Origin of the sequence: Streptomyces sp. NBC_00690 (assembly GCF_036226685.1) — a bacterium.
Taxonomy (GTDB): domain Bacteria; phylum Actinomycetota; class Actinomycetes; order Streptomycetales; family Streptomycetaceae; genus Streptomyces.
This window is the reverse complement of sequence record NZ_CP109009.1, coordinates 7,551,532-7,566,350: the sequence shown is the minus strand read 5'-3', so window position 1 is coordinate 7,566,350 and position 14,819 is coordinate 7,551,532. Positions and strand designations below refer to the sequence as shown.

Genomic DNA, 14,819 nt, shown 5'->3' with positions numbered 1-14,819 from the left:
ACCGCCTCACGGCCGGTGCCTCCCGTTGCCACCGCACCCCCATCGGTGCCGGGTCGAACGGGCCGCTCCACCACCACGGAGGCCGATCCGGCTTCCGTCGGCCGGGTGCGCACCTCGTACGCACCCGATCGCGACGGTGATCCCGACCCTGGCGAGGTGGTGTGGACCTGGGTTCCCTACGCGGAGGGCGACGGGCGGGGCAAGGACCGTCCGGTCCTGATCGTGGCGCGGGAGTCGGCCGGCACCCTCCTGGCCGTACAGCTGTCGAGCAAACCGCACGACCGGGACCGCGACTGGGTGCCGATCGGGGCAGGACGGTGGGACGGTGCCGGGCGACCGTCCTGGGTCGGTCTGGAGCGGGTGCTCAGGGTGCATCCGGACGGCATGCGTCGGGAGGCGTGCGCGTTGGACCGGTCGCGGTTCGATCGAGTGGTGGGCGCACTGCGCGAGCGCTACGGCTGGCACTGACGGCCGGGCAGGTGCGGTCGCTGTCCGCGGCCACAAGGACCGGGGGCCGTGGGCTCGGCACAGGCGACCTCGGTCGAAATCGCCACTTCTCGATGGCCACTGATGGAATCGCGACTTGTCTTGTCAATCGTCCCGTTCCGCGGGCGATGGCCCACAACAGTGCGGGCGTGGCACCCATCGTGGACGACCTCCGAAATGGGGAGCAATCATTTTCCCAAGAAGAGTCAGAGCGCCACAGCAGCCCCAGGGGTCACAAAAGCACTCTTGTGCGAAGCGGCGACCGTGGCTTTAGGTTGAGAGAGCCTTCGAAAGAGGAGCCGATCATGCAACCACCTGATGCCAGCGGATACGGCCGGCCGATCGAGGAACAGGAAGCAGAAGACCTCCTGCGGTGCATCTGCTTCAAGAACGGTCCACCCCGCACGGTAGGAGTGGAACTGGAATGGCTTATTCATGATCAGCGCAACCCTCGGCACCCCGTTGCGGCGGACCGTCTCACCGCAGCCCACGATCGAGTGCGGTCCCTCGCACTGAACTCGGCACTCACCTTCGAGCCGGGTGGCCAGTTGGAGCTCAGCTCCCCGCCCGCCGGCTCGCTGATGGAGTGTGTGGACTCCGTCGCCGCCGATCTGCACACCGTGCGCAACACTCTGCGACGGGCCGGACTCACCCTCACCGGACTGGGCCTCGACCCGTGGCACACCCCGCGCAGGGTGCTGCGGGATCCGCGCTATGACGCCATGGAAGCGTATCTGGACCGTACGGGGCCGTCCGGACGGGCCATGATGTGCACCTCCGCCTCGATCCAGGTGTGTCTGGACTCGGGTGAGGAGGAGCCGGGACCGTTGGGACACGGCAGACGCTGGCAGTTGGCCCATCTCCTCGGTGCGGTCCTCACGGCGGCCTTCGCCAACTCTCCCGCCCGGGAGGGCCGCTGGACCGGCTGGCGCTCCACCCGTCAGGCCATCTGGGCCGAACTCGATGCGATACGTCCCGTCTCCCCGCCACTGCATCGGGAACCGCGGGCGGCCTGGGCTTCCCACGTCCTGGACGCACCGGTGATGTGCGTACGGGAGGAAGCGGTGCCCTGGCACCGTCCCACGGCGCTCAGCTTCCGCGACTGGATACGCACCGGCGTGCACCGACCACCGACCCGGAAGGACCTCGACTACCACCTGACCACCCTCTTCCCACCTGTTCGGCCCCGCGGCCATCTCGAACTGCGGATGATCGACGCCCAGTCGGGCCCCGACGGCTGGGTGGTGCCCCTCGCCGTGGTCACGGCGCTCTTCGACGACCCCGAAGCGGCCGAGACCGTCTACCGCACGGTCAAGCCGCTGGCGGAGTACGCGGGGACGCAACCGGCGCCGACCAATCCGTTGTGGCTGAACGCCGCGCGCTTGGGCCTGGCCGATCCCGAGTTGCGGGCGACCGCCGTGAGCTGTTTCAACACCGCCCTGGAAGCACTGCCGCGCATCGGCGCTTCCACCGCAGTGTGCGACGCGGTCGCCGCCTTCCACGAGCGCTACGTCCTGCGAGGGCGATGTCCAGCGGACGACCTGCGCATTCCCTCGGTGCGGCCCGCCGCAGGGGTCTGCGGAAAGGAGCCGGGCCGATGACCGACGAACTGCGGCAGCGCGCACTCGCAGCGCTGACCGACGCCAGGGCGCGCACCGCGACCCTGGTGGACTGTGTCGACGACGGCGAGTTGACCGCCCAGCACTCGCCGCTGATGTCCCCCCTGGTCTGGGATCTGGCCCACATCGGCAACCAGGAGGAGCAGTGGTTGCTGCGCACGGTGGGCGGGCGGGAAGCGCTGCGCCCCGAGATCGACTCCGTCTACGACGCCTTCGAGCATCCCCGTGCCTCCCGTCCGAGCCTCCCGCTACTGCCTCCTTCGGAGGCTCGTGGATACGCCGCGGACGTACGCGGCAGGGTGTTGGACGTCCTGGAGCACATCCCCATGGAGGGCGCTCCGCTGACCGAGGCGGGCTTTGCATTCGGAATGATCGCCCAGCATGAGCAACAGCACGACGAGACCATGCTGATCACCCACCAACTGCGCACCGGACCCGCCGCCCTGGTGGCTCCCGCCCCACCGCACGGGAGCACCCACGGGCTGCCGAGCGAGGTGTTGGTGCCCGCGGGGCCGTTCACGATGGGCACCTCCACCGAGCCTTGGGCGCTGGACAACGAGCGCCCGGCGCACCTGCGTGACCTGCCGGCCTTCTGGCTGGACACCACGCCTGTGAGCTGCGGTGACTATCTCGCCTTCATGGCGGACGGCGGATACGGTGACCCTCGTTGGTGGGCGGCCGAAGGATTCGAGCAGATCCAACGGCACCACATCGCCGCACCACTGTTCTGGCACCGGGAGGGCGGGCAGTGGTTGCGCCGTCGTTTCGGTGTGACCGAGCCGGTGCCACGGGACGAGCCCGTACTGCATGTGAGTTGGTACGAGGCCGACGCCTATGCCCGTTGGGCCGGTCGCCGACTGCCCACCGAGGCGGAGTGGGAGAAGTCGGCCCGTCATGACGAGGCGGCGGGTCGCTCCCGCCGCTTCCCGTGGGGCGACGAGGACCCCACTCCCCTCCATGCCAATCTAGGACAGCGGCATTTGCGGCCGGCATCCATCGGCAGCTATCCGGGCGGGGCTTCGCCGCTCGGCGTCCGACAGTTGATGGGCGATGTGTGGGAGTGGACGGCGAGCGATTTCCTCCCCTATCCCGGTTTCGTCGCATTTCCCTACCGTGAGTACTCCGAGGTGTTCTTCGGCGGTGAGCACAAGGTGCTGCGCGGAGGGTCCTTCGCGGTCGGCTCGGTCGCATGTCGGGGCACCTTTCGCAATTGGGACCTACCGGCCAGGCGGCAGATCTTCGCCGGATTCCGCACCGCACGGGATGCGGGACACGGGGAGGCGGGCGCCTGATGTGTCGGCACATCGCCTACCTCGGGCCGCCGCTCGCCTGGGAGGAACTCCTGATCCGGCCGCCCCATGGACTGCTGCGACAGTCCTGGGCCCCGCGCCGGCAGCGCAATGGAACGGTCAACGCAGACGGATTCGGTGTCGGCTGGTACGCGGCCGGCGATCCGACGCCCGCGCGCTATCGGCGCCCCGGCCCGATCTGGGCCGATGTCTCCTTCATCGACCTCGCCCGGGTGGTCCGCTCCGAAGCGCTGCTCGCAGCAGTGCGCGATGCGACCGAAGCCGGTGCCGACGGCGAGGCGGCTGCGGCCCCCTACGCCCACGGCCCCTGGCTGTTCAGCCACAACGGCGTGGCCCGGGGGTGGCCCGACTCCCTCGTCCCGCTCGCAGCTGCGCTCGCCCCACGGGAACTGCTCCAGTTGGAGGCACGCTGCGACGCCGCCCTGCTGTGGGCGCTGGTGCTGCACCGGCTGCGGGACGGCGACGAGTTGGGCCAGGCACTGGCCGACACCGTCACCGAAGTGGCGGAGGCCGCCCCCTCGTCCCGGCTGAACTTCCTCCTCACCGACGGCACGGCCATCGCGGCGACGGCCTGGGGTGACTCACTCTGGTACCGAACCGGGCGGCAGCGGGGCACGGTGGTGGCCTCGGAGCCGTACGACGACGATCCTCACTGGCACGAGGTCCCCGACCGCACCCTGCTGGTCGCCACCCGTGCCGAAGTTCTCCTCTCCCCCCTCAAGGAGCGCCCTTCGTGAGCCCGTTCCTGCTGACCCGAACCCTGCCCGAGGACGCCACGGACGCCGCCCTGCGCGCCGATGTGCTCCACGGTCTGACTCGAACACCCAAGGAGCTGCCGCCGAAGTGGTTCTACGACGCCCGCGGCAGCGAGCTGTTCGAGGAGATCACCCGGTTGCCCGAGTACTACCCCACGCGTGCCGAACGGGAGATCCTCATCGAACGGGCGCCCGCGATCGCCTCGGCGACCGGGGCGAGGACCCTCGTGGAGCTGGGGTCGGGCTCGTCCGAGAAGACGCGCCACCTCCTGGACGCGCTGCCCGACCTCCAGAGCTATGTCCCGGTCGACGTGAGCGAGAGCGCACTGACCGGCGCGGCGAAGTCGCTGCTGGCCGAGCGTCCGGAGCTCCAGGTGCATGCGCTGATCGCGGACTTCACCCGGGGGCTGGCGCTGCCCGGTACGCCCGGGCCCCGGCTGGTCGTCTTCCTCGGCGGCACGATCGGGAACCTCCTCCCGGCTGAGCGGGCCCGCTTCCTCCGCTCGGTGCGGGCTCTCCTCGACCCGGGTGACGCACTGCTGCTCGGCACGGACCTGGTCAAGGACGAGGACGTGCTGGTGCGTGCGTACGACGACGCTGCCGGGGTGACCGCCGACTTCAACAAGAACGTGCTGCGGGTTCTGGCGCGTGAGCTGGGCGCGGATGTCGATCCCGATGACTTCGACCATGTGGCGCTGTGGGACCGCGAGGAGGAGTGGATCGAAATGCGTCTTCGGGCGCGCTCCGACCTGACGGTGAAGATCCCGGAGCTGAATCTCGCGGTCTCCTTCGAGCAGGGCGAGGAGTTGCGCACCGAAGTGTCGGCGAAGTTCCGAAGGGAGGGGGTGGGTCGGGAACTGGCGGCGGCTGGTCTGGAGCTCACCGAGTGGTGGACCGACTCCGCGGGCAGGTTCGCCCTCTCACTGGCCACCGCAGCGACCTGACGGGGGCTGCCGGGGAGGGTGTGCCGTGCCGGGCCCACCCTCCCCGTCTCCGCTTCGGACGCCCCTACGGGGGCGATGACTCGTCCGGGACGATTAGCCGGGCGTCAGCAGCGAGGTGATGGTCCGGGAGGCGGCGGTGGCCGCCTTCTTGGGATCGGTGCCCGTGAGTACGGCTGTCATGTACGCCTTGATCGGGTTGTTGGCCTCGACATCGGCCCACTGCGCGGAGTTGGGGGTGGCCTTGCTGCCCTTGGCACGTGCTCCGGCCGCCATGGCAGCGGCGCTTTCCGGGCCGTTCGCGACGAGCCCGGCGAGCGACTTCTTGTTGGGCACGTAGTTCATCGTGCGGGCGAGGTCCTTCTGCCAGTGCTCGCTGGCCAGTGCGGAGACCACGTCGATGGCCGCACCGCGCTGCTTCGCCCGCTCCGGAATGATGAGGTCGGAACCGCCGATGAAGACGGCGCCGGGCTTGTTGGCGGCGATGCCAGGCACGGAGAAGTAGCCGAGCTTGCCCTTCAACTGAGGGTTGGTCTTCTCGATGATGGCCGTCGAACTCGGCGTCGAGATCATCTGGGCGACCTTGCCCGTGGCGAAGACGCCCTCTTGCGCCGGCGTGCGCTCGTCGGACGCCTTCGGTCCGTCGCCGTGGGACTGGAGCTTCTGGTAGAAGTCCATGGCCTTGAGCGCCTGGGGGGTGTCGAGCGTGCCCTCCCATGAGCCGGCGCTCTCCTCGGCGAGTTCCCCGCCGTTCTCCCAGATAAAGCCGGCCAGGGTGTACCAGTCCTGACCGGAGAGATAGATCCCCTGGTTGCCGTCGCGGTTGAGGTCTTCGGAGAGCTCCAGCCACTCCGCTCGGGTCTTGGGCAGCTTCTTGACGCCCGCCTCCGCGAAGATGTCCTTGTTGTAGATCACCACGCGATTGGCCGCGTACCACGGAATGCCGTACTGCGAGCCGTTGATGCTCCCCGGCTGGGCGAGACCGTCCAACCAGTCCTCGCTACCGAGGTCACGGACGGACTCCAGCGTGAGGTCGGTGAGCGCCTTGCTCTCCGCGTACTGGGCGACCTGCGTGTTGCCGACCTCGATGATCTCGGGAGCGTCCTTGCTCCTGAGCGCTGCGTTGACCTTCTCACCGATGCCGTTCCAACCCTGGAAGGTGATCTCCAACTTCACCGACGGGTGATCCTTCTTGTACTGCTTGGTGAAGCGGTCCAGGAACTCCGTCGTGACGCTGTCTTTCATCAGCCAGACCCGGACGGTGCGCGTTTCAGATCCCGTGCCCGGTATGAGCCCGCAGCCAGTGAGCGCAGCGGCGCACAGCAGTGCGACGGACGATTGGAGTGGGCGGATTTTCACAGCGTTCACCTAACGAAGGGCATGGAATCTGTACCCGGTGGGGGAAGCGTGCTCCAGGCTCGCACGGGTGTGGCTGGATTTTGATCGTCCACCAAAGTGCCGGTCAAGCCCCGAGCTTTTGACATCTCGCGCACACCCTCCAGGTGGGGCACGGTGGAGAGCGTGTGGAGAGAGTGTAGCGAGAGGAGAGTGAACGTCTATGTCGGATCACATCTATCGGGTAACAGAGATTGTCGGCACCTCCCATGAAGGGGTCGATCAGGCCATCCGCAACGGGATCAGTCGGGCGAACCAGACAGTTCGCGGCCTTGACTGGTTTGAGGTCACACAGGTCAGAGGTCACATCGTCGACGGTCAGATCGAGCATTACCAAGTGGGTCTGAAGGTCGGCTTCCGCCTGGAGGACGACTCCTAGGAGCGCCCCCGCTGGGCATCACCGCCCGAAGGGTGTCGCCCTGACGGCGGGGCAGCCGAAGCCGTCGCGCACAATAGTCGGACGATGGCCGTATGCCGTTGGCATACGGCCGTGCGGGTCCCCCGACCTCGCCTCGGAAGGCAAGGGTCTTGGGCCCGCGGCATCCGAACCGCAATCCCCCGCGGAGCGTCTCCTCGCAACGCACAGCCGGAAGTTGCCCGACGGAGCAGTCAGGTGCGCCCCTCCCCCTGGGCCTGCCGCATGGCTTCACCGGTGGCCTCGACGGCCCAGGTGACGGGGATGACGCGAAAGCCCGCGCGCCGGGCATCGAGGCACACCAACACATCGTCGTCCACCAGCATCCGCACTTCGCGCTGGCGGCCCAGCCGGGTGAGGACCTCCAGTTTGGCCGTCCGGGCGGGTCTGCGGTCGCCGTTGCGGCGCATATGGATCGCACCCGCTGGAAGGCCCTGAGCGGAGAGCCAGGCCACGGTGTCCTTGCGACACCGCTCGGGCCTGCCCGTGAGATACACCACCTCGCAGTCCTCGGATGCGGTGAGGCAGATCCGAACACCCTCGGCGAGCGGTGGATCCTCGGATGCGGCGGCGAAGAACGCACCCCAGTCACGAGGGGTGCGTTCCAGGAAGTGCTGACGGTGCGCCGTGTCGGCAAGGGTGCCGTCGAGGTCGAAGATGGCCAGGGGTCTGCCGTCGTGTGTCACACCGACAGCCTAAGCACTCGGATTCTTCTGCTGCCCATGCCGCACGTACCGGCGCATCGGTACGAGCGGCTGCGATCACGCGCCCTCGTGGGTGGCTTCGCAAGGGACGTCCCCCTGTGAATCGCACTCCTCTACAAGACCCCTGCAAGACCCCGATCCGACCTGACCAGCGACGACAGCTAGAATAGGGCGATATGCACAGCCCTTTCGGCGCGCCCGAGCCCCTGGACCCGTACGTCCGGGTTCGCGGCGCACGGGAGCACAACCTGCGCAATGTCGATGTGGACATCCCCCGCAATGCCCTGGTCGTCTTCACCGGCGTCTCCGGGTCGGGAAAGTCCTCGCTCGCCTTCGGCACGGTGTACGCGGAGGCCCAGCGCCGCTACTTCGAGTCCGTGGCGCCCTATGCACGTCGGCTGATCCACCAGGTGGGCGCGCCTGCGGTCGGTGAGATCTCCGGGCTTCCCCCCGCGGTCTCCCTGGAGCAGCGCCGCTCCTCCCCCACGTCCCGTTCGTCGGTGGGCACGGTCACCACCCTCTCCAACTCCCTGCGGATGTTGTTCTCCCGCGCGGGCGACTATCCGCCGGGCGCCGAGCGACTGGACTCGGATGCGTTCTCCCCCAACACGGCTGCCGGTGCCTGCCCCGAATGCCACGGCCTGGGAGTGGTCCACGACACCAGTGAGGAGTTGTTGGTCCCCGACCCCGCCCTCTCCATCCGGGAAGGTGCCATCGCCGCCTGGCCCGGGGCGTGGCAGGGCAAGAACCTGCGCGATGTGTTGGATGCGTTGGGGTACGACGTCGACCGGCCCTGGCACCGATTGGACCAGAAGGACCGGGACTGGATCCTCTTCACCTCGGAGCAGCCCGTGGTGACCGTGCACCCGGTGCGGGACGCCGGCCGGATCCAGCGCCCGTACCAGGGCACGTACACGAGCGCCCGTCGTCATGTGCTGCACACCTTCGCGGATTCGCGGAGCACGGCCCTGCGGGCGCGCGCCGAGCGGTTCCTGAGCAGTTCACCGTGTCCTTCCTGCGGGGGTGCGCGGTTGCGTCCCGAATCCCTCGCGGTGACCGTGTCAGGGCGGACCATCACCGAACTGGCCACGCTGCCCCTCACCGAACTGGCAGAGGTGCTCAGGGCCACGGCCGACGGCGCGGCCGTCCGGGTGCTCACCTCTGACCTGCTGTCGCGGATCGGCCCGGTGGTCGAACTGGGCCTCGACTATCTGAGCCTGGACCGGGCCGCGCCCACCCTCTCCAACGGCGAGCTCCAACGGCTGCGGCTCGCGACACAGTTGCGTTCGGGACTGTTCGGGGTGGTGTACGTACTGGACGAGCCGTCCGCGGGACTGCACCCCGCGGACACCGAAGCACTGCTGACGGTTCTGGAGCGATTGAAGGCTGCGGGCAATTCGGTGTTCGTGGTGGAACACCATCTGGATGTGATGCGCGGCGCGGACTGGCTCGTCGATGTGGGCCCGGGAGCCGGTGAGCACGGTGGACGGGTGGTGTACAGCGGGCCGCCCCAGCAGTTGGCGACCGTGGCCGATTCGGTGACCCGGCGTTTCCTCTTCGAGTTCGAGGATCCGGCCGCGGCTTCCCCGGGTGCGACCGTGCGCACGCCGTCCGGGTGGCTTCGCGTCGGACCGGTGACCCGGCACAATCTGCGTGCGGTCACGACCAGACTGCCCCTGGGCGCACTGACGGCGATCACCGGCGTTTCCGGTTCGGGGAAGTCCACGCTGGTGTCGGCGATCACTCCGGACCTGCCCGGTGTCGGCCGGTTGGTCTTCGTGGACCAGAAACCCATCGGGCGGACCCCGCGCTCCAACCTGGCGACGTACACCGGCCTGTTCGACGTGGTGCGCAAGCTCTTCGCCCAGACGGACGAGGCACGTAGAAGGGGCTATCGGGCGGGGCGCTTCTCGTTCAATGTGTCGGGCGGGCGCTGTGAGACGTGTCAGGGCGAGGGTTTCATCTCCGTCGAGCTGCTCTTCCTGCCCAGTACCTACGCTCCATGCCCCGATTGCCGGGGAGCTCGCTACAACCCGCAGACGCTGGAGGTCCACTACCGGGGGTTGAGCATCGCGGATGTGCTGGACCTCTCCGTGGAGGAGGCTGCGGAGTTCTTCGGTGAGGTGCCCCCGGCCGCCCGTGCCCTGACCACGCTGTTGGACGTGGGACTTGGCCATCTGCGGTTGGGGCAGCCGGCCACCGAGCTCTCGGGCGGTGAGGCACAGCGGATCAAGCTGGCCACGGAGCTCCAACGGCTGCGCGGTGAGCACACGCTGTACGTGCTGGACGAACCGACCACCGGACTGCATCCGGCGGACGTCCTGGTCCTGATGCACCAGCTGAACGGGCTGGTCGATGCGGGGCATTCGGTCGTGGTGGTGGAGCACAACATGGATGTGGTCGCCGGCGCGGACTGGGTGATCGATCTGGGGCCTGGCGGAGGTGACGTCGGCGGTCGGATCGTCGCCGCGGGAACGCCGGAGCAGGTGGCGTCCGCCGACAGCCGGACCGCGCCCCATCTCGCGGCCCGGCTGCGCCCCTGACACCCTGCTCGGTCCGACGCCCACCGCGGCACCCGGGCCGCCGCGGATCGCTGACCGTGCTTCCCGTACGGCGACGGGAGAGCAGCCAGGGACAGCGGCCACGGGCGTTCGGGGCTATGAGCGGCGACTGGTCTTGCGGTTGGCGCGCAGCCACTCCTTGTTCATGGCGGCGATCGACGGCAGCGGAATGCCCTTGGGACACGCCGTGGCGCACTCTCCGGTGAGGGTGCAGCCACCGAAGCCCTCCGCGTCCATGGTGGCCACCATGTCGAGGACGCGCGTCTCCCGTTCGGGTGCACCCTGCGGCAGGATGTTGAGGTGGTTCACCTTGGCCGAGGTGAAGAGCATCGCCGAGCCGTTGGGGCAGGCCGCGACACAGGCCCCGCATCCGATGCACTCCGCGTGCTCGAAGGCGAAGTCGGCGTCGGCCTTGGGGACCGGTGTGGCGTGGGCGTCCGGTGCGGCACCGGTCGGCACGCTGATGTAGCCACCGGCCTGGATGATCCGGTCGAAGGCGGACCGGTCCACCACCAGGTCCTTGATCACCGGGAAGGCCGACGCTCGCCAGGGCTCCACGTCGATGGTGTCGCCGTCCGCGAAGGAACGCATGTGGAGCTGGCAGGTGGTGGTGCGTTCCGGGCCGTGCGCATCACCGTTGATGACCAGGCTGCACGCACCGCAGATGCCTTCGCGGCAGTCGTGGTCGAAGGCGACCGGGTCCTCACCGCGCAGGATGAGTTCTTCGTTGAGGGTGTCGAGCATCTCCAGGAAGGACATGTCCTCGGAGATGTTGTCGACCTCGTACGTGGCCATGGCGCCGGGGGTGTCGGCGCCGCGCTGGCGCCAGACGCGCAGGTTGAGCTTCATGCGTAGCTCCGCTGGGTGGGGTGGACATACTCGAAGACCAGGTCTTCCTTGTGCAGGACGGGCGGGCCCGCGGTGCCGTTGAACTCCCAGGCGGCTGCGTAGCCGAACTCCTCGTCCCTGCGGGCCGCCTCACCGTCGGGGGTCTGCGACTCCTCGCGGAAGTGGCCGCCGCAGGACTCGCTGCGGTGGAGGGCGTCGAGGCACATCAGCTCGGCGAGCTCCAGGTAGTCGACGACCCGGTTGGCCTTCTCCAGCGACTGGTTGAACTCCTCGCCGACGCCGGGGACCTTGATGCGCCGCCAGAACTCCTCGCGGATCTGCGGGATGCGTGCCAGGGCCTTGCGCAGCCCCTGCTCGGTGCGGGCCATGCCGCAGAACTCCCACATCACTTCGCCCAACTCGCGGTGGAAGGAGTCCGGGGTGCGGTCGCCGTCGACGGCGAGCAGCAGCCTGATGCGGTCCTCGGTCTCGGCGATGACCTCGGCCGCCTCGGGGTGGGAGGCGTCGGGGCTGTCGCCCAGGGGGGCGCGGGCGAGGTAGTCGTTGATGGTGGACGGCAGGACGAAGTAGCCGTCCCCCAGGCCCTGCATCAGCGCGGAGGCTCCGAGGCGGTTGGCGCCGTGGTCGGAGAAGTTGGCTTCGCCGATGGCGAAGAGGCCCGGCACGGTGGTCTGGAGGTCGTAGTCGACCCAGAGGCCGCCCATGGTGTAGTGCACGGCGGGGTAGATCCGCATGGGCACTTCGTAGGGGTTCTCCGCGGTGATCCGCTCGTACATGTCGAAGAGGTTGCCGTACTTCTCCTCGACCTTGGCCCGGCCCATGCGGCGGATGGCGTCGGCGAAGTCGAGGTAGACGCCCTGTCCGCCGGGGCCGACGCCCCGGCCTTCGTCACAGACGTTCTTCGCCGCACGGGAGGCGATGTCCCGCGGCACCAGATTGCCGAAGGAGGGGTAGATGCGCTCCAGGTAGTAGTCGCGCTCCTCCTCGGGGATCTCGTTGGCGGGCCGCTGGTCGCCGTGTGCCTTGGGCACCCAGATCCGTCCGTCGTTGCGGAGGGACTCGCTCATCAGGGTCAGTTTGGACTGGTGTTCGCCGGTGCGCGGGATGCAGGTGGGGTGGATCTGGGTGAAGCAGGGGTTGGCGAAGTACGCCCCGCGGCGGTGGGCGCGCCAGATGGCGGTGGCGTTGGAGTTCATGGCGTTGGTCGACAGATAGAAGACATTGCCGTACCCGCCGCTGGCCAGCACCACGGCGTCGGCGAAGTGGCTGGAGATCTCGCCGGTGACGAGGTCGCGGGCGACGATGCCGCGGGCCCGTCCGTCGATGACGATCAGATCCAGCATCTCGGTGCGCGGGTGGATGTTGACGTTGCCCGCGGCTATCTGGCGGGACAGCGCCTGGTACGCGCCGAGGAGCAGTTGCTGTCCCGTCTGGCCGCGGGCGTAGAAGGTGCGGGAGACCTGGACCCCGCCGAAGGAGCGGGTGTCGAGGAGTCCGCCGTACTCACGGGCGAAGGGCACGCCCTGGGCCACGCACTGGTCGATGATCTCCACGGAGATCTGCGCGAGCCGGTGCACATTGGACTCGCGGGCCCGGAAGTCGCCGCCCTTGACGGTGTCGTAGAAGAGTCGGTGGATCGAGTCGCCGTCGTTGCGGTAGTTCTTGGCCGCGTTGATGCCGCCCTGGGCGGCGATGGAGTGGGCTCGGCGTGGGGAGTCCTGGTAGCAGAACTGTTCCACGTGGTAGCCCTGCTCACCGAGGGTCGCCCCCGCGGCGCCGCCGGCGAGCCCGGTACCGACGACGATGACGGTGTGCTTGCGGCGGTTGGCGGGGTTGACGAGCTTCGCTTCGAAACGGCGGCGGTCCCAGCGCTCGGCGATCGGCCCGTCGGGAGCCTTGCTGTCGAAGAGCGGCTCACCGGTTGTGTACTCGGTGTAGTCCAGATCGTTCATGTTGCTCACCTAGCTCACCACTCCGGTCATGACGGCGACGGGTACGGCGATGAAGCCGGCGGTCAGCACCAGTGCGAGGCCATTGGCGACGATCTTGAGGATGCGGTCGCGGGAGGCGCTGCCGACACCGAGGGTCTGGGCGGCGCTCCAGAAGCCGTGGCGGACGTGGAGGCCGATGGCGAGCATCGCCGTGATGTAGATGACGTTGCCGTACCAGGTGGAGAAGGTGGCGACCACGTTCTCGTACGGACGTCCGGGCTGTGCGTTCTCGTTCACCGTGAGGGTGGTGAGGTCGAGGATGTGCCAGACGATGAAGAGGGCGACGATGACACCGCCCCAGCGCATCGTTCGGGTGGCGTAGCTGGCGCGCTTGCGCTGGTGGGCGTACTTGTTGGGCCGGGCCTTGATGTCGCGCTTGCTGAGCTGGTACGCGGAGACCGCATGGGCCACGACTGCGGCGAGCAGCACGACGCGGACGATCCACAGGGCCCATTCCTCGTGGAGGATCGGGGCGCCCATGGTGCGCAGCCAGTGGCCGTACTCGTTGAACTCCGCGGGGCCGAAGAAGACCTTGAGGTTGCCCATCACATGGGCGACGAGGTAGCCGAGCATGATCAGGCCGCTGACGGCCATGACCACTTTCTTGCCGATCGTCGATCCCCAGAAGGAGCGCTTGGGTGGCGGCTTGCGCACCGCGTTCCCGTTGTCCGTCCGTGTTGCCAGAGCCATGGGGGAAAGGTAGGGCCAGCGGAGTCAAGAGGTCCAAGACATGATCCGGGTCATCTCAATAGACATCCCCTATCGTAGGAGCATGCAGCTGCAACAGCTCCTCTACTTTGTGGCCGTGGCCGAGACACATCACTTCACTCAGGCCGCTGAACGTGTCCATGTCGCACAGCCCTCGCTGTCACAGCAGATCCGAGCCCTGGAGACAGAACTGGGCGCGGAACTGTTCAGTAGGGCCCGTGGCAATATTTCGCTCACCGAGGCCGGTGAGACCCTGCTGCCGCTCGCCCGGCGTATCCTCGCGGACGCCGACACGGCACGGCACGAGGTGCAGGAGCTGGTGCAGCTGCGCCGGGGCAGGGTGCGGCTCGGGGCGACGCCGAGCCTGTGCACCGGGCTGCTGCCCGACGTCCTGCGCGTCTATCACGATCGGCACCCGGGGATCAGGCTGCTGATCGAGGAGGGCGGCTCGCACGATCTGGTGCGCCAGTTGGCGCGGGGCGCCCTCGATCTGGCGTTGGTCGTGCTGCCGCTGCCCCCGGGATCGCCCGCGCTGACCACGGTGGAGTTGCTTCGGGAAGACCTGGTGGTGGTGTCGTCCGCATCGGCGAAGGCACCCCGCAGACCGGTACGGATCGCGGACCTGCGCGATCAGCCGCTGGTGATGTTCCGGCACGGGTACGACCTGCGGGAGCTGACCGTTGCCGCCTGTAGGGCGGCCGGGTTCGAACCCGGCTTCACCGTGGAGGGCGGGGAGATGGACGCCGTGCTGGGGTTCGTGCGCGCCGGGCTCGGTATGGCGGTGGTGCCGAGCATGGTGGCGGGGCGGGCGGGGCCGGGGTTGCGGGTGACCCCCTTGGCCCGGCCGGGCCTGCGACGGACGATCGCCCTCGCGCACCGCAGCGACGTGGCTCCGCCGAGGGCGGCCCGTGAGCTCCAACGGGTGCTCCTGGCGTCAGCGGCCACCGACTGAACTCCGGTCGCGCGTTTCTCGCGGGGACCCTGCCTTGTGTCGGTGGACGACGCCCAGAGCCCACCGGGTGCACCGTGGGCGGTACGAGGGGTGCCGGCGTCCGGTGTGGGACAGGGCCCCGGGGTGTGGCTAC

General features: G+C 68.6%; 13 protein-coding genes. 8 read left to right on the top strand and 5 right to left on the bottom strand.

Annotated features, from left to right (window positions below):
* Positions 1-15 precede the first annotated feature (15 nt).
* The 5 genes from OID54_RS32825 (at position 16) to egtD (ending at position 5,114) form a co-directional block, all read left to right on the top strand.
* Entirely contained in the window at positions 16-468 is a 453-nt protein-coding gene (locus tag OID54_RS32825; protein WP_329027920.1) for a type II toxin-antitoxin system PemK/MazF family toxin, read from the top strand.
* Positions 469-791: 323 nt separating this feature from the next.
* The gene (gene egtA, locus OID54_RS32820) at positions 792-2,087 is read left to right on the top strand and encodes an ergothioneine biosynthesis glutamate--cysteine ligase EgtA (RefSeq protein WP_329025537.1); all 1,296 of its coding nucleotides are present in this window, start codon (positions 792-794) and stop codon (positions 2,085-2,087) included.
* A complete protein-coding gene (egtB, locus tag OID54_RS32815; RefSeq protein WP_329025535.1) occupies positions 2,084-3,397 on the top strand; it encodes an ergothioneine biosynthesis protein EgtB in 1,314 nt (437 codons plus the stop codon). The genes egtA and egtB overlap by 4 nt, the downstream gene beginning before the upstream one ends.
* Positions 3,397-4,152 carry an ergothioneine biosynthesis protein EgtC gene (gene egtC, locus OID54_RS32810; protein WP_329025533.1) on the top strand — a complete coding sequence of 252 codons (756 nt, stop codon included), beginning with the start codon at positions 3,397-3,399 and terminating at the stop codon, positions 4,150-4,152. Before egtB ends, egtC begins: the two co-directional genes overlap by 1 nt.
* Positions 4,149-5,114 carry an L-histidine N(alpha)-methyltransferase gene (egtD, locus tag OID54_RS32805; RefSeq protein ID WP_329025531.1) on the top strand — a complete coding sequence of 322 codons (966 nt, stop codon included), beginning with the start codon at positions 4,149-4,151 and terminating at the stop codon, positions 5,112-5,114. Before egtC ends, egtD begins: the two co-directional genes overlap by 4 nt.
* A 93-nt stretch (positions 5,115-5,207) precedes the next feature.
* On the opposite strand, the gene OID54_RS32800 is transcribed toward egtD, so the two are convergent.
* Positions 5,208-6,470, bottom strand: coding sequence for an extracellular solute-binding protein (locus tag OID54_RS32800; RefSeq protein WP_329027918.1), 1,263 nt, complete (start codon positions 6,468-6,470; stop codon positions 5,208-5,210).
* Between the two features lie 199 nt (positions 6,471-6,669).
* On the opposite strand from OID54_RS32800, the gene OID54_RS32795 reads away from it, so the two are divergent.
* Positions 6,670-6,885, top strand: coding sequence for a dodecin (locus OID54_RS32795; protein WP_329025530.1), 216 nt, complete (start codon positions 6,670-6,672; stop codon positions 6,883-6,885).
* Positions 6,886-7,115: 230 nt separating this feature from the next.
* Here the strand turns inward: OID54_RS32795 and OID54_RS32790 are convergent, their stop codons facing one another.
* The gene (locus OID54_RS32790) at positions 7,116-7,607 is read right to left on the bottom strand and encodes a phosphatase domain-containing protein (RefSeq protein ID WP_329025528.1); all 492 of its coding nucleotides are present in this window, start codon (positions 7,605-7,607) and stop codon (positions 7,116-7,118) included.
* 194 nt (positions 7,608-7,801) lie between these two features.
* Between OID54_RS32790 and OID54_RS32785 the strand changes: the two genes are divergently transcribed.
* On the top strand, positions 7,802-10,168 hold the full coding sequence (locus OID54_RS32785; RefSeq protein ID WP_329025526.1) for an excinuclease ABC subunit UvrA: 2,367 nt from the start codon (positions 7,802-7,804) through the stop codon (positions 10,166-10,168).
* 114 nt (positions 10,169-10,282) lie between these two features.
* On the opposite strand, the gene OID54_RS32780 is transcribed toward OID54_RS32785, so the two are convergent.
* From OID54_RS32780 to OID54_RS32770, 3 genes are read right to left on the bottom strand one after another with little or no spacing between them, the layout of a single operon-like run.
* The gene (locus OID54_RS32780; protein ID WP_329025524.1) at positions 10,283-11,035 is read right to left on the bottom strand and encodes a succinate dehydrogenase/fumarate reductase iron-sulfur subunit; all 753 of its coding nucleotides are present in this window, start codon (positions 11,033-11,035) and stop codon (positions 10,283-10,285) included.
* Complete coding sequence (locus OID54_RS32775) at positions 11,032-12,987, bottom strand: fumarate reductase/succinate dehydrogenase flavoprotein subunit (protein WP_329025522.1); 1,956 nt, start codon at positions 12,985-12,987, stop codon at positions 11,032-11,034. The genes OID54_RS32780 and OID54_RS32775 overlap by 4 nt, the downstream gene beginning before the upstream one ends.
* Positions 12,988-12,996: 9 nt before the next feature.
* A complete protein-coding gene (locus OID54_RS32770) occupies positions 12,997-13,716 on the bottom strand; it encodes a succinate dehydrogenase cytochrome b subunit (RefSeq protein ID WP_329025519.1) in 720 nt (239 codons plus the stop codon).
* Positions 13,717-13,798: 82 nt separating this feature from the next.
* Here OID54_RS32770 and OID54_RS32765 point away from each other — a divergent pair, with 82 nt between their 5' ends.
* Entirely contained in the window at positions 13,799-14,686 is an 888-nt protein-coding gene (locus tag OID54_RS32765) for a LysR family transcriptional regulator (protein WP_329025517.1), read from the top strand.
* Positions 14,687-14,819 lie beyond the last annotated feature (133 nt).

What these genes read in the sequence shown, in the direction of transcription:
- OID54_RS32785 (WP_329025526.1), top strand. Translation starts at nt 7,802, where the DNA reads ATGCACAGCCCTTTCGGCGCGCCCGAGCCCCTGGACCCGTACGTCCGG.
- egtA (WP_329025537.1), top strand. Translation starts at nt 792, where the DNA reads ATGCAACCACCTGATGCCAGCGGATACGGCCGGCCGATCGAGGAACAG.
- egtB (WP_329025535.1), top strand. Translation starts at nt 2,084, where the DNA reads ATGACCGACGAACTGCGGCAGCGCGCACTCGCAGCGCTGACCGACGCC.
- OID54_RS32780 (WP_329025524.1), bottom strand. Translation starts at nt 11,035, where the DNA reads ATGAAGCTCAACCTGCGCGTCTGGCGCCAGCGCGGCGCCGACACCCCC.
- egtC (WP_329025533.1), top strand. Translation starts at nt 3,397, where the DNA reads ATGTGTCGGCACATCGCCTACCTCGGGCCGCCGCTCGCCTGGGAGGAA.
- OID54_RS32770 (WP_329025519.1), bottom strand. Translation starts at nt 13,716, where the DNA reads ATGGCTCTGGCAACACGGACGGACAACGGGAACGCGGTGCGCAAGCCG.
- OID54_RS32775 (WP_329025522.1), bottom strand. Translation starts at nt 12,987, where the DNA reads ATGAACGATCTGGACTACACCGAGTACACAACCGGTGAGCCGCTCTTC.
- OID54_RS32765 (WP_329025517.1), top strand. Translation starts at nt 13,799, where the DNA reads ATGCAGCTGCAACAGCTCCTCTACTTTGTGGCCGTGGCCGAGACACAT.
- OID54_RS32795 (WP_329025530.1), top strand. Translation starts at nt 6,670, where the DNA reads ATGTCGGATCACATCTATCGGGTAACAGAGATTGTCGGCACCTCCCAT.